The 19803-nt window shown below is 69.5% G+C and carries 24 protein-coding genes; 6 read left to right on the top strand and 18 right to left on the bottom strand.

What is annotated here, in order from left to right:
- Positions 1-4: 4 nt before the first annotated feature.
- The gene (locus tag ACIBL3_RS09480; RefSeq protein WP_396352802.1) at positions 5-754 is read right to left on the bottom strand and encodes a ferredoxin reductase; all 750 of its coding nucleotides are present in this window, start codon (positions 752-754) and stop codon (positions 5-7) included.
- A complete protein-coding gene (locus tag ACIBL3_RS09475) occupies positions 724-1320 on the bottom strand; it encodes a sulfite oxidase-like oxidoreductase (protein WP_396352801.1) in 597 nt (198 codons plus the stop codon). Before ACIBL3_RS09475 ends, ACIBL3_RS09480 begins: the two co-directional genes overlap by 31 nt.
- Before the next feature lie 185 nt (positions 1321-1505).
- Here ACIBL3_RS09475 and ACIBL3_RS09470 point away from each other — a divergent pair, with 185 nt between their 5' ends.
- Together ACIBL3_RS09470 and ACIBL3_RS09465 are read left to right on the top strand one after the other, a co-directional pair.
- Positions 1506-1640 (top strand): hypothetical protein, encoded by a 135-nt coding sequence (locus tag ACIBL3_RS09470; RefSeq protein WP_396352800.1) that lies wholly within the window; start codon positions 1506-1508, stop codon positions 1638-1640.
- A 73-nt stretch (positions 1641-1713) separates the two neighbouring features.
- Positions 1714-2391, top strand: a complete 678-nt coding sequence (locus ACIBL3_RS09465) for a GAF and ANTAR domain-containing protein (RefSeq protein WP_396352873.1) — start codon at positions 1714-1716, stop codon at positions 2389-2391.
- Between the two features lie 251 nt (positions 2392-2642).
- On the opposite strand, the gene ACIBL3_RS09460 is transcribed toward ACIBL3_RS09465, so the two are convergent.
- The 8 genes from ACIBL3_RS09460 to ACIBL3_RS09425 all read right to left on the bottom strand — a co-directional run bounded on the left by ACIBL3_RS09460 (position 2643) and on the right by ACIBL3_RS09425 (position 10195).
- Positions 2643-3785, bottom strand: a complete 1143-nt coding sequence (locus ACIBL3_RS09460) for an acyl-CoA dehydrogenase family protein (RefSeq protein WP_396352799.1) — start codon at positions 3783-3785, stop codon at positions 2643-2645.
- A 12-nt stretch (positions 3786-3797) separates the two neighbouring features.
- Positions 3798-4919, bottom strand: coding sequence for a CaiB/BaiF CoA transferase family protein (locus ACIBL3_RS09455; RefSeq protein ID WP_396352798.1), 1122 nt, complete (start codon positions 4917-4919; stop codon positions 3798-3800).
- A gap of 34 nt (positions 4920-4953) precedes the next feature.
- Entirely contained in the window at positions 4954-5340 is a 387-nt protein-coding gene (locus ACIBL3_RS09450; protein ID WP_396352797.1) for a hypothetical protein, read from the bottom strand.
- An 8-nt stretch (positions 5341-5348) separates the two neighbouring features.
- Positions 5349-6071: an SDR family oxidoreductase gene (locus tag ACIBL3_RS09445; protein ID WP_396352796.1), complete on the bottom strand. Its 723-nt coding sequence runs from the start codon at positions 6069-6071 to the stop codon at positions 5349-5351.
- A 135-nt stretch (positions 6072-6206) separates the two neighbouring features.
- Positions 6207-7115 carry an RNA polymerase sigma-70 factor gene (locus ACIBL3_RS09440; protein ID WP_396352795.1) on the bottom strand — a complete coding sequence of 303 codons (909 nt, stop codon included), beginning with the start codon at positions 7113-7115 and terminating at the stop codon, positions 6207-6209.
- Positions 7116-7146: 31 nt separating this feature from the next.
- A complete protein-coding gene (locus ACIBL3_RS09435; protein ID WP_396352794.1) occupies positions 7147-7704 on the bottom strand; it encodes a DinB family protein in 558 nt (185 codons plus the stop codon).
- 23 nt (positions 7705-7727) lie between these two features.
- Entirely contained in the window at positions 7728-9188 is a 1461-nt protein-coding gene (locus ACIBL3_RS09430; protein ID WP_396352793.1) for a cobyric acid synthase, read from the bottom strand.
- 5 nt (positions 9189-9193) lie between these two features.
- On the bottom strand, positions 9194-10195 hold the full coding sequence (locus ACIBL3_RS09425; RefSeq protein WP_396352792.1) for a PucR family transcriptional regulator: 1002 nt from the start codon (positions 10193-10195) through the stop codon (positions 9194-9196).
- Positions 10196-10304: 109 nt separating this feature from the next.
- Between ACIBL3_RS09425 and ACIBL3_RS09420 the strand changes: the two genes are divergently transcribed.
- Positions 10305-11279: an alpha/beta hydrolase gene (locus ACIBL3_RS09420; RefSeq protein WP_396352791.1), complete on the top strand. Its 975-nt coding sequence runs from the start codon at positions 10305-10307 to the stop codon at positions 11277-11279.
- A gap of 21 nt (positions 11280-11300) precedes the next feature.
- Here the strand turns inward: ACIBL3_RS09420 and ACIBL3_RS09415 are convergent, their stop codons facing one another.
- Both ACIBL3_RS09415 and ACIBL3_RS09410 read right to left on the bottom strand, forming a co-directional pair.
- The gene (locus tag ACIBL3_RS09415) at positions 11301-11837 is read right to left on the bottom strand and encodes a YbaK/EbsC family protein (protein ID WP_396352790.1); all 537 of its coding nucleotides are present in this window, start codon (positions 11835-11837) and stop codon (positions 11301-11303) included.
- Entirely contained in the window at positions 11834-12133 is a 300-nt protein-coding gene (locus ACIBL3_RS09410; protein WP_396352789.1) for a GNAT family N-acetyltransferase, read from the bottom strand. Before ACIBL3_RS09410 ends, ACIBL3_RS09415 begins: the two co-directional genes overlap by 4 nt.
- A gap of 165 nt (positions 12134-12298) precedes the next feature.
- Here ACIBL3_RS09410 and ACIBL3_RS09405 point away from each other — a divergent pair, with 165 nt between their 5' ends.
- Positions 12299-13123: a helix-turn-helix domain-containing protein gene (locus ACIBL3_RS09405; protein WP_396352872.1), complete on the top strand. Its 825-nt coding sequence runs from the start codon at positions 12299-12301 to the stop codon at positions 13121-13123.
- A 2-nt stretch (positions 13124-13125) separates the two neighbouring features.
- Here ACIBL3_RS09405 and ACIBL3_RS09400 read toward each other — a convergent pair whose 3' ends face one another.
- Positions 13126-13557 (bottom strand): organic hydroperoxide resistance protein, encoded by a 432-nt coding sequence (locus tag ACIBL3_RS09400; protein ID WP_396352788.1) that lies wholly within the window; start codon positions 13555-13557, stop codon positions 13126-13128.
- Positions 13558-13576: 19 nt separating this feature from the next.
- Entirely contained in the window at positions 13577-14530 is a 954-nt protein-coding gene (locus tag ACIBL3_RS09395; RefSeq protein WP_396352787.1) for a zinc-binding alcohol dehydrogenase family protein, read from the bottom strand.
- 50 nt (positions 14531-14580) lie between these two features.
- Here ACIBL3_RS09395 and ACIBL3_RS09390 point away from each other — a divergent pair, with 50 nt between their 5' ends.
- Positions 14581-15231, top strand: a complete 651-nt coding sequence (locus tag ACIBL3_RS09390; RefSeq protein WP_396352786.1) for a TetR/AcrR family transcriptional regulator — start codon at positions 14581-14583, stop codon at positions 15229-15231.
- On the opposite strand, the gene ACIBL3_RS09385 is transcribed toward ACIBL3_RS09390, so the two are convergent.
- From ACIBL3_RS09385 to ACIBL3_RS09370, 4 genes are all read right to left on the bottom strand, one after another.
- Positions 15215-15961: a sulfite exporter TauE/SafE family protein gene (locus ACIBL3_RS09385; protein ID WP_396352785.1), complete on the bottom strand. Its 747-nt coding sequence runs from the start codon at positions 15959-15961 to the stop codon at positions 15215-15217. The two genes, ACIBL3_RS09390 and ACIBL3_RS09385, sit on opposite strands and share 17 nt — an antisense overlap.
- 128 nt (positions 15962-16089) lie before the next feature.
- Positions 16090-17253: an SPFH domain-containing protein gene (locus ACIBL3_RS09380; protein WP_396352784.1), complete on the bottom strand. Its 1164-nt coding sequence runs from the start codon at positions 17251-17253 to the stop codon at positions 16090-16092.
- 168 nt (positions 17254-17421) lie between these two features.
- A complete protein-coding gene (locus tag ACIBL3_RS09375) occupies positions 17422-17949 on the bottom strand; it encodes an NfeD family protein (protein ID WP_396352783.1) in 528 nt (175 codons plus the stop codon).
- 223 nt (positions 17950-18172) lie between these two features.
- A complete protein-coding gene (locus ACIBL3_RS09370) occupies positions 18173-18955 on the bottom strand; it encodes an ABC transporter ATP-binding protein (RefSeq protein ID WP_396352782.1) in 783 nt (260 codons plus the stop codon).
- A gap of 87 nt (positions 18956-19042) precedes the next feature.
- Between ACIBL3_RS09370 and ACIBL3_RS09365 the strand changes: the two genes are divergently transcribed.
- Complete coding sequence (locus ACIBL3_RS09365; RefSeq protein ID WP_396352781.1) at positions 19043-19777, top strand: hypothetical protein; 735 nt, start codon at positions 19043-19045, stop codon at positions 19775-19777.
- Positions 19778-19803: the final 26 nt, after the last annotated feature.

Here is a 19803-nt window from a genome sequence, read left to right as displayed (position 1 = left end):
TTCACTACGAGCCTCCAGTCGGTCCGAAACGTTCGGTTCGCACTCGGGCCGGGTCGTGCCCGGCGGCGACCAGCAGGTCTGCCGCCGTCTCAACGAACGGGGTCGGCCCGCAGACGTAGGTTGTCGGGTTCTCGGTCGGGGTGAACGCGAGCCGCTCGATCACCTGGGCGTCGATCCGCCCGACCCGGGGCTCGCCTTCCGGCGCCTCCCGCGTGTAGACGAGACTCACGTGCACGTGCTCCGACGCGGCATGGCGCTTCAGGTCGTCCACGTAGATCACCGAGGCGGGACGCCGTACCGAGTAGATCAGGCGGACCGGCGTCGTACTCGCCGCGGCAGCGTGGGCGCGCAGGATCGCCATCAGTGGGACGATCCCGGATCCTCCGCCGATCAGCTGCACCGGACCTTCCTGCTCCGGCTTCCACACGAACCAGCCGCCGACCGGTCCACGGATCTCCACCTGGTCACCAGGCTTCACCACCTCGACCAGGTACGGCGAGACTTCGCCGTCGGGCACCTCTTCGACGGTCAACTCGATCGTGTCACCCGCCCACGCGGACGCGATCGAGTACGACCGGGACGCCCGGTACCCGTCCGGTGCGGTCAGCCGGACGTCGAGGTGCTGCCCGGCCAAGTGGCCCGGCCAGTCCGGTACGTCGAGGACGAGCGTGCGAGCCGTCTCGGTCTCCCGCCGTACCTCTGCGACCGTGGCAGCCTGCCAGGTCAATCGCCGGCGTATCGCTGTTCTTTCCATGGATCTCCGTACTCGTGGTAGCCGGCGGTCTCCCAGAAACCGAGGTCCTCGGTGTCGGACAGGACCAGGCCGCGGATCCACTTGGCGCTCTTCCAGAAGTACAGGTGGGGCACGAGCAACCGGGCCGGTCCGCCGTGCTCCGGGGCCAGCGGGTCACCGTCGTACTCGTAGGCGATCCAGGCCTGGCCGTCCAGCAGGTCCTCCAGCGGCAGGTTGGTGGTGTAGCCGCCGTAGCTGTGCGCGAGCGCGAAGTCGGCCGCGGTCTCGACGTCGGCCAGCAGGGCGTCGAGCGAGACGCCCTTCCAGGCCGTCTCGAGCTTCGACCACCGGGTCACGCAGTGGATGTCCTTCGTGATCTCCTCGGCCGGCATCCGGAGCAGCCCGGCCCAGTCCCACCGGTACGTCTCCCCCGACTCCGTGCTGACCGTGAACTCCCAGTGCTCGGTCAGGATATGCGGCGTCGGACCGGCCGACAGCACCGGAAAGTCTTCGGTCAGGTACTGCCCCGGCGGAACCTGGGTTCCACCCCGTCGGCGCCCGGCGAATCCCGGCGAAACGATCCCCATGACGACCTCCCCTCTTCACCTAGAGGGCAGTCAACCACGATGCCGCCGCAAGTCCATCCCCGCGGCGGACATCCATCGCGGCGAGTCGTCCCGCCGGCGCGTCCACCGGACTAAAATTCAGGACTGTGGTTTGCCCCGGACCAAGGCAGCGTCGCGGTAGCGCGGCTGTCGAAGGGAGCGACTGAGTGAGCGAATGGTACGCACTGCGCCCGATCGGCGTCACCGAGGCGCTGACGCGCACCCAGGCGAATGAGGCACGGCCACCGGCGGAGAACGAGCCGGAGCCGTTGCCGGCCGAGGAACCACCGGTCGAGGAATAGCAGCGCCGAAGGCGGGTACCGGACAGCGTCAGGGCGACGATGATGTCCGAGGGTTGCGGGGACCCGTCGCACCCTGGTCGACGACTTCGACATCATCGAGTTCCTGGACCGCCTCGCGTTCCGGTGCAGCGAACTGCTGGGGGTCTCGGCGTGCGGCATCCTGCTCGTCGACCACCACGGCACGCTCAATCTCGTCGCAGCATCAACCGAACAGGCTCGGCTGGTCGAGCTCACCCAGTTGCAGAACCTCGAAGGGCCCTGCCTGGACGCCTACACCACCGGGCGTCTGATCCAGGAGCCTGATCTGCGCGATTCCGCGGGCCTGTGGCCCCGGTTCACCCCGGCTGCTCTCGAGGCGGGGTTCCTCGCGGTCCAGGCGGTGCCGATGCGGCTGCGTGACTCGACCTTGGGCGCGGTGAACCTGATGAGCGAGGTCGCCGGTCCGCTGAGTGACGACACCATCGCGCTCGGGCAGGCGCTTGCCGACGCGGCCACCATCGGCATCGTGCACCAGCGCGCCATGGCCCGTCAGGAGTTCATCACGGAGCAGCTGCAGACGGCCTTGAACAGCCGGATCCTGATCGAGCAGGCGAAGGGGTACCTGACCCACAGCCTCGGCGTCGGGATCGACGCGGCGTTCGCGGCGCTGCGCAGCTACGCGCGGACGAACAATCGCCGCCTCACCGAGGTCGCCGAGGACGTCCTCGACGGCCGCATCTCGTTCACCACCCCGGACGCGCCCACTGCCTGACGCTTACGCAGTGCGACAGATCTGGCGCTCGATCGGCCCCGGGGTTACGCTGAGCGAGCCTGTTCAGGCGTGCCCCAGACCCCGGCGGCCGACGGTGCCGCACGTCGGAGGGGTCGCGCGGCTTTCGGTGATCAACGTGCGGACGCCCGGCGCACGACTGACGGACCAGGCGCAGAAACCCGCCGCTCTGCGCCAGCATCCGGGCATCGCGGCGGGTTCAGCTGCGTTTGGATGCCCCCTCAGATGCCCCCTCAGATGCCCATGGTGCGGCCGATGATCTCCTTCATGATTTCGGTGGTCCCGCCGTAGATGGTCTGGATGCGGGTGTCGAGGTAGGCCTTGGCGATCGGGTACTCGGTCATGAAGCCGTAGCCGCCGTACAGCTGCAGGCAGCGGTCGGCGACCTTCTTCTGCAGCTCGGTGGTCCACCACTTCGCCATCGCGGCTTCGGCGACGGTCAGGGTGCCGGCGTTCAGTTCCTGGATGCAGCGGTCGACGAAAACGCGGGCGATCTGCGTCTCGGTGGCCAGCTCGGCGAGGACGAACCGGCTGTTCTGGAACGAGCCGATCGGACGGCCGAACGCCTTGCGCTCCTTCACGTACTCCAGCGTGCGCGCCAGCAGGTTCTCGCACGCCGCGGCCGCGACGACCGCGATCGCCAGCCGCTCCTGAGGAAGCTTCTCCATCAGGTAGACGAACCCCTTGCCCTCCTCGCCGAGCAGGTTCTCGACCGGAACCCGGACGTTGTCGAAGAACAACTCCGCGGTGTCCTGCGCCTTGAGCCCGATCTTGTCCAGGTTGCGGCCGCGGTCGAACCCGGGCATCCCGCGCTCGACGACCAGCAGCGAGATGCCCTGGGCGCCGGCCGCCGGGTCGGTCTTCGCCACCACGATGACGAGGTCGGCGAGGATGCCGTTGGAGATGAACGTCTTCTGCCCGTTCAGCACATAATGAGCACCATCCCGTCGCGCCGTCGTCTGGATGCCCTGCAGGTCGCTCCCGGCGCCGGGCTCGGTCATCGCGATCGCGGTGATGGTCTCACCGGAGCAGAACCCGGGCAGCCAGCGCGCCTTCTGCTCGTCGGTGGCATAGTCCAGCAGGTACGCCGAATTGATGTCGGTGTGGATCGCGAAACCGACCCCACTCGCCCGGGCCCTGGTCAGTTCCTCGATCACCACGGCGTTGAAACGGAAATCGCGGGCGCCGCCTCCGCCGTACTCCTCCGGCATCATGAAGCCGAGCAGGCCCGCGTGGCCGGCCGCGGCCCAGACCTCGCGCGGGACGATGCCGGCCTCTTCCCAGGCGTCGTGGTGCGGCACGATCTCCTTGTCGCAGAAGGCCCGGGCGGTCTCCCGGAAGGCGTCGTGATCGGCGTCGAAGAGCTGACGTTCCACAGGCGGTTCCTCTCAGTCCTGGACGGCGGCGCCGGAGTCCAGCAGGTCGTCGATGTCGGTGATGCCCCAGTCGGACAGCGCTTCGCGGGTGTGGTGCCCGGCTCGCGCGGGCGGTCGCCCGAGGCTGGTCGGCGTACGGGAGAAGCGGGGCGCCGGAGCGGCCTGACGGACGCCCTCCTGCTCGACAAAGGTGCCTCGGGCAACGAGGTGGGGGTGCTCGCCGGCGAGTGGGAGGACCGGCGCGACGCAGGCGTCCGAGCCGTCGAACACGTCCGTCCACTCGGCCTGGGTGCGCTGGAGGAAGGTCTCGGTCAAGACCTTGCGGAGCTCGGGCCAGTTGGCGGGGTCGTTGCGGTCCGGTACGGCGACGCCCAGCTTGGCGATCAGCTCGTCGTAGAACGGCTGCTCGAGCGCCCCGACGGCCAGGTGCTTGCCGTCCGACGTCTCGTACACGTCGTAGAACGGTGCACCGGTGTCGAGCAGGTTCGTCCCGCGCTCCTGCCGCCAACTCCCGGCGGCCAGCGCGCCGAGCATCATCGTGGTCAGGTGCGCGGAACCGTCGACAATCGACGCGTCGACAATCTGCCCACGACCGCTCCGCTGCGCCTCGTGCAGCGCCGCCAGCACGCCGACGACCAGGTACAGCGAGCCGCCGGCGAAGTCGCCGAGCACGTTGGCGGGCACCTGCGGTGGGCCGCCCGCGCGACCGATCAGGTGCAGCGCACCCGACAGCGCGATGTAGTCGATGTCGTGCCCGGCGGTCTGCGCGAGCGGTCCGTCCTGCCCCCAACCGGTCATCCGCCCGTAGACAAGCTTCGGGTTGATCGCCAACAGGTCGTCGGGGCCGAGCCCGAGCCGCTCCGCGACACCGGGCCGGAACCCTTCGACGAGTACGTCGGCTTGCGCGACGAGGCGCCGTACGACGTCGATCGCCGCCGGGTTCTTGAGGTCCAGGGCCACGCTGCGGCGACCGCGGTTGACCAGGTCGAGCTCGGGCGGGCCGAAGGACAGGCCGCCGCCGGGCCGGTCGATCCGCAGCACGTCGGCGCCGAGCTCGGCCAGCATCATGCAGGCGAACGGCCCGGGGCCGATGCCGGCCAGCTCGACGACCTTGACCCCTTCGAGTGGACCCATGCCCGCTATTGTGACAGCGTCACTGTCACAGTCGTCAAGTCAACCTGCGTGTGCCGGTCAGGGCGCTGATCAGGGCGCTCAACGGCAACAGCACACTGAGCGTGGTGATGGCGACCAGCACGGCCGACCAGCCGGGCGAATCGCCCACGAGATGCCCGAGGTGGAACACGAGGTGTGTCGTGGAGAACGCCAGGTAGGCCACCAGCGCCACCTTGGTCAGCAGCCGGTCGAAGCTGAACGCGGCCGCGCCGAGCACGATGGCCATCCCGAGCTTCATGCCACCGAGGTCGCGGAACAAATGCTCGCTGTACGGCGGCGTCCAGTCCACCGTCGGCATCTCGTAGAAGCTGGCCGGGAAGAACGTCATCCACACGCCCAGCACGAGTTCGAACGCCGCGAAGACGACCAGAACCGACCGCACGTACAGGTTCACTGCTTGCCGCCGAGGTAGTCGTCGAAGGTGATCGTGCCGTACGGCGGGCCGTCGACGTTCGCGTAACCGTCCACGAAGGCCCGGAACATCTTGCCCGGGACGCGAACCGGCAGCACCGGCCGCCGCGATCCGCGCGCGGCCTTCCAGGCGCGGGCGAGCTCCGGCACCGGCCGGACCTCCGGCCCACCGATGTCCGCCGCCCGGCCGATCACCGGCTCGCCGACCAGCTCGGTCAGGCGGGTGGCGACGTCGGAGACGGCGATCGGCTGCAGCGCGGCAGCCGGGGCGAAGATGGGCCCCGTCTTCATGCTGAAGACCCGGTCGAGCAGGTTGTGGAACTGGGTGGCCCGCAGGATCGTGTACGACGCCCGGGACTCGATCAGCCGCTCGGCCTCGAGCTTGTGCTGGTAGTAGGCCAGCGGGATCCGGTCGATGCCGGCGATCGACATGTACAGCACGTGCATCGACGCCGGCGCGGCGTCGAGCAGGTTGCGGGTCTGCTGGATGTCCTTCTTCCCCTGCGCTGTCGCGAGGTGGACGATCAGGTCGACGCCGTCGGCGGCCGCGCGGAGGCCGTTGCCGGTGGTCAGGTCGCCGGTGACCAGGCCTGGTCCGGTCCGGCGGCTGAGCACCCGGACCGTGTGGCCGGCCGCGCGCAGGTGTTCGACGGTGGGCCGGCCGAGGTTGCCGGTGCCGCCGGTGACGAGGAGGCTGGTCATGGGGTCTCCCGGCCTGGACTGAGGAGCGGAGGGAGCGAAGCGACTGGAGGGACGAGGGAAGGCCGGGAGTTCCAGCCCCATGGCCCGCCGCGCCGGAGGCGTGGCATCAGTAGAGTCATTGTGGTGTCCTTTCGGTCACCAATGAAGATCTGATAGCCCTCCGATTCGTGACAGTTGCGCGGCCGCGAAGGTGAGTTTGTCCGGATTCATCACGAACCGGAGGTCGGTCACACCGTCGTCGTCGCCGAACGTGACGAAGCACACCGCCTCGACGCCGCGGGGGCTGACGGCCAGGAAGGTGGGCTGCCCGTTGGCCTCAGCGAACTGGACCTCGAGCCCCTCGCCGTACTTCTGCAGGGCGCCGACCAGGTAGCGCGCGACCCGCTCCCGGCCGGTGAGCGCGTTCCGCGCGGCGAAGACCTTGCCGCCGCCGTCGGCCCGCGACACCACGTCCTCGGCGAGCAGCGCCTCCAGCTCCTCGATCTCGCCCTGCTGGGCGGCCGCGATGAACCGTTCGACCAGCCGGTGCCACTCGGACCGGTCGACCCGGCGCTCGCGCCGCGGCTCGGCGGCCACCCGCTTCGACGCCCGGGAGACCAACTGCCGGGCATTGGCCTCCGAGGTGCCGATCAGCTCGGCTACCTCGCGATAGCTGTAGGCGAAGGCTTCCCGCAGCACGTACGCCGCCCGCTCGGCCGGAGTGAGGCGTTCGAGCACGACCAGCAACGCCATCGACACCGAGTCGCGCTCGGCGACCACGTCCAGCGGACCGAGCTCCTCGAAACGCCCGCCGGTGAGCACCGGCTCGGGCAACCACTCCCCCACGTACGTCTCGCGTCGTACCCGGGCCGAGGTGAGCTGCTTGATCGACAGGTTGGTGACGATCTTCGCCAGGTAGGCGTCGGGGTCCTTCACCGCGTCCTGATCGACGCCCTGCCAGCGCAGCCACGCCTCCTGGACGATCTCCTCGGCGTCCGCCGCCGTACCCATCATCCGGTAGGCGATCCCGAACAACCGTCCCCGCAGGCGCTCGAAGTCATCCACGACGCCTAGTCTTCCGCATCGAATTCAAGCGTCAGCGGAAGGTCTCCGCGGCGCGTTGGATCTTGGTGTAGAAGTCGGTCCAGGCGGCTTGGTCCATCATGTCGGCGTCGGCGCCGCCCTGGCCGTCGATCAGCTCGCGGACGATGTCGGCGTGGCCGGCGTGGTGGGCGGTCTCGTCAACGACCCGGACCAGCAGGGCGCCGAACGTCGTGCTGCGCTTCCCCTCCGCCCAGTGTGGGACCTCCGCCGGGGTGTCGAGTGAGAGGTCGGCGATGCTGCGATCGCTGTGCGCGCAGGCAGTCCGGTAGAGATCGGTGAGGTACTCAGTGCTCTCGGACGGCAGCGCCCACATGTCCGCGCCTTCCCAGACCGAGCCGTCCTCCTCCCAGGGCAGCGGCTTCTCCGGTGGGCGACCGACGCTCGTACCGAGGTAGACGTACTCGATCCCGGTGAGGTGCTTGACCAGGCCGAGGAGGTTCGTCCCGGACGGCACCAGCGGGCGGCGGCGATCGTACTCGCTCAAACCGTCGAGCTTCGCGAGCATCAGTGCACGGGTGGCCTGGAGGTACTTCTGCAGCTCAGCCTTCATGACTGAGCACGCTAACCGAGGCCTCAGACAGTTTCCGGCGCACCCGGCGGGACGAAGGGTACGGCGCTCGGTCCGTGCTCGATCAGCTTCATCAGCGCAGCCGTGTCGACGTAGGAGTCGATCGCGTCGGCCAGCCGGTCGAGCCGGGCCTCGCGCAGCGCGGCGAACGAGATCGTCCCGTCCGGCGCCGGCTTGCCGGTCAGCCCGGCGACCTCGGTCAGGAACGCGTGCCGGGCCGCATCGTCGTCGAGCAGCCCGTGCCAGATCGTGCCCCAGGTGTTCCCGACCCTGCACCCGCCCGGAAACGCCTCTGCCTCCCCGGTGACCGTCACCACGCCGTGGTGGATCTCGTACGCCGTCGCCGCCGGCCGGGCCAGCACTTTGTCGGCCGCGAACGCAGTTGCCACCGGCAACAGCCCGAGGCCGGTGTGCTCCCCGCCGCCCTCGACGCCGTGCGGATCCGAGATCGCACCACCCAGCAGCTGATACCCGCCACAGATCCCGAGCACCGGTCGACCAGCCGCGACCCGGGTCGCCACTGCGTCGGCCAGCCCGTGCTCACGCAGCCAGCGCAGATCCGCCACGGTCGCCCGCGACCCCGGCAGCACGACCAGGTCGGCGTCCCGGATCTCGGCCGGGCTGGTCGTGAAGAACACGCTGTTCGTCGGCTCGACCGCGAGCGCGTCCAGGTCGGTGAAGTTGCTGATCCGCGGGAACCGGACCACCGCGACCGTGAGCAGGTCGGCCGGCGCGCTCCGCCGTACCGGGATGTCGAGCGCGTCCTCCGAGTCCAGCCACAGCTCGGGCAACCACGGGAGTACGCCGTACGTCGGCCGGCCGGTCGCGGACGTGAGCATGTCGATCCCCGGCTGCAGCAGCGACACGTCCCCGCGGAACTTGTTCACCAGGAACCCGCTGAGCAGCGCCTGATCCGCGGCGTCGAGCAGGGCGACCGTCCCGAACATCGACGCGAACACACCCCCGCGGTCGATGTCGCCGACCACGACGACCGGCGCCTTGATGTGCTGCGCGAGTCCCATGTTCACGTAGTCGGACTGCCGCAGGTTGATCTCCGTCGGGCTGCCCGCGCCCTCGCTGATCACCACGTCGTACCTGGACGCCAGATCGTCGTACGCCGCGAACGCCGCCTTCGCCAGCTCAGCCCGCTCGGTCAGGAAGCCGCGCGCGCTCAGCTCACCCCACGGCTCCCCCATCAGGACGACATGGCTGCGGCGATCGCTGCCCGGCTTGAGCAGGACCGGGTTCATCGCGGCCTCCGGCTCGGCGCCGGCGGCAACGGCCTGGATCCACTGCGCCCGGCCGATCTCCGCGCCGTCCGCACACACCATCGAGTTGTTCGACATGTTCTGTGCCTTGTACGGCGCCACCCGGACACCCTGACGCGCCAGCCAGCGGCACAGCCCGGTCACCACGGTCGTCTTGCCCGCGTCGGACGTCGTACCGGCAATCAGCAGCGAACCCACCCGGCCTACCTTAGTGCGCGCATCACCAGGGCCAGGTACAGGCGGAAGCGACCGTTCGGATTGCCCAGCTCGAAGCCCAACACGCTCTCCGCATGCTCGAGGCGGTAGGCCACCGTGCTGTGGTGCCGGTACACCAGCGCGGCCGCCTTCCGGACCGAGTCGGTGAAGCAGTACGCACGGAGGATCGCGAGCAGATCGTCTCCGCCGGGCTCAGCCGCGATCCGGTCGAGTGCAGCCACGTCCGGCGAGGCTGCGATGTCCTCGGGACGCAGTCGCTCGGCCAGGACGAGCAGGCCGCCCAGATCGTCAGTCATGACGACCGGCTCCTCCGGTGAGGCGAGCCGCAGCGCGGTGCACGCGTCCCGCCAGGACTCCGCTGCGCGAATCGCAGGCAGCGCCGGCCCGACGCCGGTCCGCACTCCGCTCGCTGCCTCGACCGGTACGTCGCCCGGCCACAAGGTGACCACGCGGTCGCCGACAACCGCCGAGAGCGTACGCATCGCGGGCGGACCGGTGGACACCGCGACGCGTAGTGACGCAGTAGGCGCAACGCCGAGCAGATGCAGGGCACGAGACCGTTCCGCGATCCCTGCGGAGGCCGAGACCACCAGCTCGACCAGGGCCGGATCACCGACCGCGGGTAGACCACTCACGGTCCGGTCGAGCAGCACCGAGCCGGCCAACGCGAAGCGCTCCAGCACGATCTCGTCGAGGGACAGCGCGGCTCCGTCCCGGGCCAGCCAGAACACCGCGTCGCCGTACTCGCGGACCTGCGCGGCAGCCGGCGGTCCGGCGATGTCGACGGCGCCGGACGGGTCCGCCCGGAGCACCAGGCCACGACCGGCGGCCTCGATCCCGACCGGGCTCTCGGCGAGTGCCGCCGTACTCTTCAGCAGCGTGGTCAGGTCGGCCTTGCCGGTCATCAGGGCGTCGAAGAACCCGATCACACGCACGGCGCTCTCCGCATCCGCGTCCAGCGCGGACAGCCGCAGCAACAGGCCCTTCATGAATCGAGGCTACCGGCCCGGACGACGAAAGCAGTCCTCCGCCAGACGGCGGAATCCCGGGTCCGGACTACCGCCATCCGGCGGCTGTGGCGTGTCATGGTGGACCCGCATGCTCGACTCACCCTCGAGCAAGGAGACCGCGATGACCGACTACCCGTTCGACCCCGAGCTCCAGCCCTGGCTCGCGATGCTGCCCGAGATCGACCTGGCCGACATCGTGGCCAGTCGCGATCAGGCCGACGAGTTGATCAGCCACCTGCCACCGGTCGAGGTCCCGGACGGCATCGGCATCCGCGAGGTGTCGATCCCGGGTCGCGACGGCGCACCCGACATCAAGGCCCGGATCTACGCGCCCACCGAGGCGAGCGACTCGCTGCGGCCGGGGTACGTCCAGATTCATGGTGGCGGATTCGTCCTCGGCGACCTCGACACGTTCGAGCAGGCGCCGGTCGACGTCGCCGCGACCTGCGGCGCGGTAGTCGTTGCCCCGGACTACCGACTCGCTCCGGAGCACCCGTTCCCGGCTGGGCTCGAGGACTGCTACGCCGCCCTCGAATGGCTTGCTGCGAACGCCGACGAGCTGGGCGTCGATCGGGACCGGATCGCCGTTGGCGGTGAGAGCGCCGGTGGCGGTCTGGCGGCCGCTGTCGCGCTGCTCGCCCGGGACCGCCAAGGGCCGGCGCTGTGCTTCCAGTTGCTCGACATCCCCGAACTCGACGACCGGCTCGACACCGAGTCGATGACGACCTTCGTCGACACCCCGCTGTGGAACCGTCCGGCCGCCGTACTGAGCTGGAAGTACTACTTGTCCGGTGATCCCGAGAAGTTGGGCCTGCAGTACGCCGCTCCGGCGCGGGCCGAGGATCTCGCCGGGCTGCCGCCCGCGTTCGTGTCGACCTGCGAGTTCGACCCGCTCCGCGACGAAGGCCTGATCTACGCACAGCGCCTGCTCGCGGCCGGTGTCAGCACCGAACTGCACCACTACCCGGGCACGTTCCACGGCTCGTCGATGGTCCGCGGCGCGGCCGTCACCCGGCGGATGGAGGCCGACAAACTGGCCGCCCTGCGCCGGGCGCTCGGCTGACGGAGGGCGGCCCGCTGACGGTCAGTCAGCGGGAGATGCGAGTGGCAGCACCTCGGCGGCGGGGAGTTTGGCCAGGTCGGCGCCGTCGACGAGCAGCTTGGACGCGCGGACGCCGCTGCCGATCACGACCGGTCCGGCGTTCACGACGGCCTCGTCGACCAGGACCGGCCAGTCCGCGGGCAGTCCGATCGGCGTGATGCCGCCGTACTCCATCCTGGTCGAGCCGACCGCGTCGTCCTGGGCGGCGAACGAGATCTTCCGGACCCCGAGGTGCTTGCGGATCACGCCGTTCACGTCGGCGCGGTGGGTGGCGAGCACCATCACCGCGGCGTACGTCGACTCACCGGCGCGCTTGCCGTGCACGATCACGCAGTTCGCCGACGCGGCCATCGGTACGTCGTACTCCGCGCAGAAGGCGGCCGTGTCCGCGAGGCCGGCGTCGATCGCCGCCGCGTACCCGTCGATCGACCCGAGCGCGTCCCGGACCGGCTCGGCCAGCAACTCCGGCACCTCGGCGGCGGGCCGCCAGTCGAGCTTGCCCAGCACCGGCCCGGTCACTCGGACTTCCGCTTCGTCAGGTCCTCGTACTCGGGATGCTCGGCGAGGAACTCCTGGTAGAACGGGCAGGCGGGCTTCACCCGCAGACCGGCGTCCCGGGCGTCCTCCAGCGACTTGACGGCGATCCGGCCGGCCACGCCGCGACCGCGGAACTCGGGAATCGTCTCAGCATGCAGGAAGGTGATGACCTCGGGGTACAGCTTGTAGTCGACGAATCCCATCAGGTTCCCCGCGGAGTCGACTGCCTCATACCGGCTGCGCTCCTTGGCGTCCACCACGCTGATCTCGTTGTCCATGCTGGCCACTGTAAGAGGTGCTCGACGGAAGTCTGTGGACGGGTTGCGGCCTGTTGCCGTGGACAGGCGGTAGCATCGCGGGCTGAAATGGGTGCGTGGAGTCCTGGGTTGGGTGACCAAGTGACGGTGGCGGGTGGCGAGGGTGGACCGACCGCTCTCCGGATCATGCTGGGCGGACAGCTGCGGCGGATGCGGGAGCAGGCCGGGATCAGTCGCGCCGACGCCGGCTGGCAGATCCGCGCCTCCGAGTCCAAGGTCAGCCGGATGGAGCTCGGCCGGGTCGGGTTCAAGGAACGTGACGTCAGCGACCTGCTCGAGCTCTACGGCATGCAGGACGAGGAAGAACGCTTCCGGCTGATGGAGCTGGCCCGGGCCGCCAACAACCCCGGCTGGTGGTCCCGGTACGGCGACGTGATGCCGACCTGGTTCACCAACTACGTCGGCCTGGAGGTCGCGGCGACGCTGATCCGGACCTACGAGGTGATGTTCGTCCCGGGGCTGCTGCAGACCGAGGAGTACGCGCGGGCCGTCGTACAGATGGGCAAGGCGTACCTGCCGGGCGACGAGATCGAGCAGCGGGTCGCGCTGCGGGTGACCCGGCAGCAGGTCCTCAACCGGGCCAATCCGGCCCGGCTCTGGGTGGTCATCGACGAGTCGGTGCTGCGCCGCCCGGTCGGCGGCGAGGACATCATGCGGGCCCAGATCGAGCACCTGATGAAGTGGGCGCAGCAGCCGAACATCACCCTGCAGATCATGCCGTTCAGCAGCCTCGGCTACCCGGGCGCGGGCGGCGCGTTCAGCATCCTGCGCTTCCCCGAGGGCGACCTGCCGGACATCGTCTACATCGAGCACGCGGCCAGCGCGCTCTACCTGGACAAGCTCGAAGAGGTCGACGAGTACGTCGCGATCATGGAAGCCCTCACGATCGCGGCCGCACCCGTCTCCCAGACCGAGAGCCTCCTCAAGGACGCCTTGGCCCGGATGGACTGACCTCAGGCCACCTCGAGGTCGACCTTGATGTTGCCGCGGGTGGCGTTGGAGTACGGGCAGACCTCGTGGGCCTTCGCGACCAGCTCCTCGGCGACGACGCGCTCAACTCCCGGCAGGCTCACCTCCAGCGCGACCTCCAGTCCGTAGCCGGCGCCGCCGTTGATCGGGCCGATGCCGACCTCCGCGGTGACGGTCGAGCCGTCCGCGTCCTGGCGTGCCTTGCGGGCCACCAGCTTGAGCGCGCTGTGGAAGCAGGCTGCGTAGCCGGCCGCGAACAGCTGCTCCGGGTTGGTGCCCTTGCCGTTGCCACCCATCTCGACCGGCGGCGCGACGACGACGTCCAGCTTGCCGTCGTTGGTCGCCACCTTCCCATCGCGGCCGCCGTTGGCGGCGGCCTTCGCGGTGTACAGAACCTTCTCTACTGCGATCGTCATATCGGTGTCTCCTGGGGTTTCAGCGGGTGGGGTCGAGCACGAGCTTGCCGACGGTACGGCGGGCTCGCAGGTCTTCGTGAGCAGTGGCGGCGTCGGACAACGCGTACTCGCCGCCGACGATCGGGCGGAGCTTGCCGCTCGCGGTCAGGTCGAACAGCTCGGCCAGCGGATCGCCGAGCAGCGCCGGCTCCCGGAAGCAGTCCGCCAGCCAGAAGCCTGCGATCGTCTTCGAGCCCTTCATCAACCGGCTCGCGTCGATCGGCTGCGCGGCTTGGCGGGAGGCGGCGCCGAAGGTGACCAGCCGGCCGAACCGCGCGAGTGCCGCGAAGGACTCGTCGAACGTCGGTCCGCCGACCATCTCCAGCACGATGTCGACCGGCTTGCCGCCGTTCGCCTCGAGGATGCGGTCCTTCAGCCCTTCCGGCTCACCGTCGATCGCGGCGTCCGCGCCAAGCTCCAGCACCTGCTTGCGCTTCTCCTCGCTGGACGCGGTCGCGATCACCCGACCGGCGCCCCACAGCTTCGCAAGCTGTACGGCGAGGGACCCGACACCACCGGCACCGGCGTGCACCAGCACGGACTCCCCCGGCTGCAGATGCGTCGACGTCTTCAGCAGGTGCCAGGCCGTGGTCCCCTGCAGCACCAGGGCGAGCGCCTGACCATCGGTGACACCCTCCGGAACATCCCACGCGTACGGCGCGTGCGCGACAGCCTGCTCCGCATAGCCGCCGGACCCGACCAGCGCGACCACCCGGCGACCGTCGCCGGTCGTGCCGACGACCTCGCCACCCGGGATCAGCGGCAGCACGGTCTTGGACAGGTAGGAGTTCTCGACCTGGTGGGTGTCCGCGTAGTTGATGCCGGCTCGGTCGACCGTGATCAGGACCTGCCCGTCGCCGGCGACCGGCTCCGCCACGTCGCTGACCTTGAGCACCTCGGGTCCGCCGAACTCGGTGATCTCTATCGCTCGCATACGCCGTACTATACACTGTACGTTATGGATGTCGAAGGGAGCTGCGTCACATGGCCAGGACACCGCGGAACACGCTCAGTTCCGAGCTGATCGTCCGGACCGCCCTGGAGCTGATGGAGTCCAAGGGCACCGACGGGTTCAGCCTGCGCGGAGTGGCCGCGGAGCTCGGGGTCGGGCCGATGGCGCTCTACACGTACTTCCGCAACAAGAACGATCTGTACGACGCTGTCCGCGACCACCTGATGGGCTTGCTGCCCGCCGTACCGGAGGAGGTGGACTGGCCGGACCAGGTGCGGTTCGTCTGCCGGAGCCTGCGGTTGCTGATGTTGCAGCATCCTTGCCTTGCGCAACTACTATCCGGCCGGCCGCTGAGCGGTCACGAGACGGCCCGGGTCGCCGAAGGGTTGCTCGGCGTCCTGCGGAGCGCGGGATTCGACCCGGAGACGGCGGCGCGGACGCACACCACGTTGTTCACCTACGTGCTCGGGGCAACGTCCTGGGAGATCCAGATGGCCGCCGAACGCCGCGACCCGGAAGCCTGGCGGCGGTTGCGGATGACGATGGAGTCACTGTCCGCCCGCGAGTTCCCGTCGGTGGTCGAACTCGCTCCTGAGCTGGCCCGGACGACGGGTGGTGACGAGCAGTTCGACTACGGTCTGGACTTGTTGCTGGAAGGGTTACGGATCAGAACACCATCGTGACGATGGCGACGATGCCGATGCAGACGATCAGCGCGCGCAGGGCGGCCGGCGGGAGCTTGCGGCCGTAGCGGGCGCCGAGGAAACCACCGATGGTGGAGCCGACGGCGATCAGCGCGGCGGCCAGCCAGTCGACGTCGGCGACGATGATGAACAGGATCGCGGCGACCGAGTTCACGAAGGTCGCCAGCACGTTCTTGAGGCCGTTCATCCGTTGCAGGTTCGAGTCCAGCCCAAGGCCGAGGATCGCCATCAGCAGCACGCCTTGCGCGGCGCCGAAGTACCCGCCGTAGACACCGGTCGCGAACACCGCGGGGATCACCCACCAAGCGCCCCGGTGATGGTGCGACGGGACGCTGATCCATCGTGACAGCCAGGGCTGAAAGGCCACGAGCACACAGCCGAGCAGGATCAGCACCGGTACGACGGCGTCGAAAGCCGAGTCGGGCAAGGTCAGCAGCAACACCGCGCCGACGATGCCGCCGGTCAAGGAGGCCGGGATCAGCCGGATCATCCGGCCGCGCTGGCCCTCCAGCTCACGCCGGTACCCGATCGCGCCGGCCGCCGTACCGGGAGCGAGACCGACGCTGTTGCTCACGTTCGCCACTACCGGCGGGATGCCGACAGCAAGCAATGCGGGGAAGGTGAGCAGCGTGCCCGACCCCACCACGGCGTTGATCGTGCCCGCGCCCATCCCCGCCACCAGGACGAACAGCGCCTCGAACCATGTCATCGCTGCCAGACTCTACGCACCTGACAGGCTCGCCCGCTCATCGGTCCATCCGTTGAGCGATCGTTCCAGCTGCCCGGACAGCACGAAGCCCTCCCGGGCGACCCGGGAGGGCTTTGGGTGCTGCTGTCTCAGCGCTCCAGCGGCGGCTCGGCCGACGGCGGAGCCGGGGGCTCCGGGGTCTGGCCGACCGACGGCGGGACCTGCTGCTGACTCCGGGAGCTGACGGCTGCGTTCTGCGCGGCGGCGATCGCCTCCGCGACGGCGTGGTCGGCCTCGGCCACAGCGGCGTCCGGCGTACTGACCACTTCGGCGCCGGTGTCGATCGCCGGGACCTCACCGTTGGCCAGCGACGGCGCCTCCCACGACCCTTCGGCCTTCTGCGGGATGCCGGCCACCTGGCCGACCGCGCTGCCGAGACCCTTGAGCGCGTCACCGATCTCGCTCGGCACGATCCACAGCTTGTTCGCGTCGCCCTGAGCGATCGACGGGAGCATCTGCAGGTACTGGTAGGCGAGCAGACCCTGGTCCGGCTTGCCGGCGTGGATCGCGTTGAACACCGTGGTGATGGCCTGCGCCTCACCCTGGGCCTTCAGGATCCGGGCCTCCCGCTCGGCCTGCGCCCGCAGGATCCGGGACTCCTTGTCACCTTGGGCGGTGAGGATCGCGGACTGCTTCTGGCCCTCGGCCGACAGAACGGCGGACTGCCGCATACCCTCGGCGGTCAGGATCGCGGCGCGCTTGTCGCGGTCCGCGCGCATCTGCTTCTCCATCGAGTCCTGGATCGACGGCGGCGGGTCGATCGAGCGCAGCTCGACCCGGTTGACCCGGATCCCCCACTTGCCGGTCGCCTCGTCCAGCACGTACCGGAGCTTCTCGTTGATCTCCTCACGAGACGTCAGCGTCTGCTCCAGGTCCATGCCACCGATGATGTTGCGCAGCGTCGTCATCGTCAGCTGCTCGATCGCCTGGATGTAGTTGGAGATCTCGTACGTCGCCCGGACCGGGTCGTTCACCTGGAAGTAGATGACCGAGTCGATCGACACCATCAGGTTGTCCTCGGTGATCACGCCCTGGGGCGGGAACGCGACGACCTGCTCGCGCATGTCGATGGTGTACCGGACCTTGTCGACGAACGGCGTCAACAGGTTCAGGCCGGGCTGCAACCCGGTCTTGAACTTGCCGAACCGCTCGACGATCCCGACGGTCTGCTGCTGCACCACCCGGACGGACTTGATCAGTGTGACGATCACCAGCAAGGCGACCACTGCCAGCACTACGAGGAACGCGGTCACTAGACCCTCCACTCGACAGAACCCTCAGGACGGACAGTCTTTCCTATCGACGGTCCACCCGGCGTACCGGTTCCCGGCGCGTCGGCTGCCTGATCGCGCAGCTAGTTCTGCCGTCCTCGATGTCGACAGTACTTCGCCTTCCCGGTCACTCAACCGGGACGGCGCGGCTCAGCTCTGCGGCGGATCGGTGGGCTTGGGATCCTGGTGCGTGGGCTGCGGATTCGGGAGCTGGTGCAGCGAGTCCCCGACCGGGTACACGACGGCGGTGGCGCCGTCGATCGACATGATCTCGACCCGGGTCCCGGGGGCGATGGTGGAGATCTCGTCGAACGGGCGGGCCGTCCACAGGTCGCCGCCGATCCGGATCGAGCCGCCGCCGTCGGGGTGGATCTCCTTGACCACCGTGCCGGTACGGCCGATGACGTGCGCGGAGCCGGTCTTCAGCTCGGTGCCGTGGTGGAACTTGCGGGCCAGCAGCGGACGGATCGCGACCAGCATCGCGGCCGCGGTGATCAACCCGACCACGATCTGCAGCCACAACAGTCCCGGGAACACCGCGCTCACGCCGGCGGCGGTCAGCGCACCGGCGGCCAGCATCAGCAAGGTGAAGTCGAGCGACGCCAGCTCGGCCAGACCGAGGACGGCGGCAACAGTCAGCCACGCCGCCCAGATGTTGTCCCGCAGCCAATCCATCATCTGCCAAGCCTATCCACCTCGAGGGCACCAAGCGGTCGTTGGACGCGCGCCGCCTCCGTCCCGCTCCCCCGCCCCATCCCGCCCGCGGCACTTCGCTGGCGCGCCGCATCCCGCTCCCCTGCCGCTTTTCGCTGGCACGCCAGCGAGGTTGGGGGTTTGCCACCCGGAACAAGGGTGGCAAACCCACCACCTGGTGGGTCAACCCATCAAAGTCGGGAGCCGGTCAGAGGGCGCGGGCGGTGTAGCGGCTGTCCTCTTGTTTGAGGGACAGGGCCAGGTCGAAGGTCTCGCTGATGGTTTCGGAGGTGAGGGCCTCGTCCATCGGGCCGGCGGCGACGATGCGGCCCTGCTTGAGCAGCAGGGCGTGAGTGAAGCCGGGCGGGATCTCCTCGACGTGGTGGGTGACGAGGACCATCGCCGGTGCGCCGACCGCGGTCGCGATCGAGCTGAGCGAGCGCACCAGCTGCTCGCGACCGGTGAGGTCGAGGCCGGCCGCGGGCTCGTCCATCAGCATCAGCTCGGGGTCCGTCATCAGCGCCCGGGCGATCTGAACCCGCTTGCGTTCGCCCTCGGACAATGTCCCGAAGGTCCGGTCGCCGAGGTGGCCGATACCGAGCTCGGTCAGCAACTCCTTGGCCCGCTGGTGGTCCAGCTCGTCGTACTCCTCCCGCCAGCGACCGAGTACGGCGTACGACGCGGAGACCACGACGTCCGACACCCGCTCTCCACGCGGCACGCGGTCGGCCAATGCGGCACTGGTCAGTCCGATCCGCGGCCGGAGCTCGAACACGTCGACCGTACCGAGAACCTCGCCGAGCAGACCGGCGACGCCGGCGGTCGGGTGGATCTGGGCGGCGAGGATCTGCAGCAGCGTCGTCTTGCCGGCGCCGTTCGGGCCGATCACCACCCACCGGTCGGCCTCGTCGACGGTCCAGTCGATCCCGTCGAGCAGCAGCGCCCCACCACGAACTATCGACACACCGGCCAGCTCCACCACTGCAGTCATGCCCAAAACCTACGGGGTCGCTCCCCCGCGCTCGCTCCCGGCCCGCTGATGTCGTCCGGCGGACCGCGTGGTGCAAGACTGGCGGGCGTGCTGACGACCTCCGCCTCGGTTCGGTTCACCGTCTGGACCAACGCGATGCTGACCGGTGCCTGCGACCCCGACACGGCCGCCCAGAAGATCCTCGGCGACGACGTCGGGCACCACGTCGCGGGCCTGGCCGCGCATCCCCCGCCTGCAACGTTGCCGGTGGCGCTGAACCTGCTGCGCGCTGCCGGAGCCACTCAGGCGCACCTCGCGTTGCCGGTTCCCGGCGATCCGATCGGACTGGCCGGGCCCCCGGCTTTCAACGAGGCCGCGCTGGAGTCGGGTGAGGCGGTCGTACTCTCCGGCGCCGAGATCGGACTGGTTCCGGCGTACGTCGGTCCGGCCGTGCAGTGGACCGTGATGGCGGCGACGAGCCCGCCGGCAGCCGACTTCGGCGAGGCCGATCGCGGGTTGCGGATGGCGTTGATCGACGCGGCCGAGTCACTGGCCGCGCTGGACGTGGCGCGGTGGAAGCCGGAGATCGCCGACGCGCTGATCGACATCCGCAAGATCGGCAGCGGACGCAACGACGACCTCGCACCCGGGTACCAGCCGCGCGCGGTGAAGACCGCGGCGACTGCCCGCCGCTGCCTGGCCATCGCCGACGCGGCTCTCGAGGACGACGGCGCCGCGGTCACCGGCGCCGAGGCTGACGCACGCCGCCGCGCGCTGACGGACCTCGCGGCCGCCGCCCGCCGCGCGTTGGTCGCCGCGTGCGCCCCTCCCGTTCACGACTGAGATATGGACCGGACGGCCGCCGGACA

The sequence above is a fragment of the Kribbella sp. NPDC050124 genome, assembly GCF_044460355.1.
Classification (GTDB): domain Bacteria; phylum Actinomycetota; class Actinomycetes; order Propionibacteriales; family Kribbellaceae; genus Kribbella.
Note: the sequence above shows the minus strand (reverse complement) of the source record. Positions and strands in the feature narration are given on the sequence as shown.

Bases quoted from the DNA above. Each gene is read 5' to 3' on its own strand.
- ACIBL3_RS09480 (WP_396352802.1), bottom strand. From the start codon at position 754: ATGGAAAGAACAGCGATACGCCGGCGATTGACCTGGCAGGCTGCCACG.
- ACIBL3_RS09475 (WP_396352801.1), bottom strand. From the start codon at position 1,320: ATGGGGATCGTTTCGCCGGGATTCGCCGGGCGCCGACGGGGTGGAACC.
- ACIBL3_RS09455 (WP_396352798.1), bottom strand. From the start codon at position 4,919: ATGGGTCCACTCGAAGGGGTCAAGGTCGTCGAGCTGGCCGGCATCGGC.
- ACIBL3_RS09445 (WP_396352796.1), bottom strand. From the start codon at position 6,071: ATGACCAGCCTCCTCGTCACCGGCGGCACCGGCAACCTCGGCCGGCCC.
- ACIBL3_RS09435 (WP_396352794.1), bottom strand. From the start codon at position 7,704: ATGAAGGCTGAGCTGCAGAAGTACCTCCAGGCCACCCGTGCACTGATG.
- ACIBL3_RS09425 (WP_396352792.1), bottom strand. From the start codon at position 10,195: ATGAAGGGCCTGTTGCTGCGGCTGTCCGCGCTGGACGCGGATGCGGAG.
- ACIBL3_RS09420 (WP_396352791.1), top strand. From the start codon at position 10,305: ATGCTCGACTCACCCTCGAGCAAGGAGACCGCGATGACCGACTACCCG.
- ACIBL3_RS09410 (WP_396352789.1), bottom strand. From the start codon at position 12,133: ATGGACAACGAGATCAGCGTGGTGGACGCCAAGGAGCGCAGCCGGTAT.
- ACIBL3_RS09405 (WP_396352872.1), top strand. From the start codon at position 12,299: ATGCTGGGCGGACAGCTGCGGCGGATGCGGGAGCAGGCCGGGATCAGT.
- ACIBL3_RS09400 (WP_396352788.1), bottom strand. From the start codon at position 13,557: ATGACGATCGCAGTAGAGAAGGTTCTGTACACCGCGAAGGCCGCCGCC.
- ACIBL3_RS09395 (WP_396352787.1), bottom strand. From the start codon at position 14,530: ATGCGAGCGATAGAGATCACCGAGTTCGGCGGACCCGAGGTGCTCAAG.
- ACIBL3_RS09390 (WP_396352786.1), top strand. From the start codon at position 14,581: ATGGCCAGGACACCGCGGAACACGCTCAGTTCCGAGCTGATCGTCCGG.
- ACIBL3_RS09385 (WP_396352785.1), bottom strand. From the start codon at position 15,961: ATGACATGGTTCGAGGCGCTGTTCGTCCTGGTGGCGGGGATGGGCGCG.
- ACIBL3_RS09375 (WP_396352783.1), bottom strand. From the start codon at position 17,949: ATGATGGATTGGCTGCGGGACAACATCTGGGCGGCGTGGCTGACTGTT.
- ACIBL3_RS09370 (WP_396352782.1), bottom strand. From the start codon at position 18,955: ATGACTGCAGTGGTGGAGCTGGCCGGTGTGTCGATAGTTCGTGGTGGG.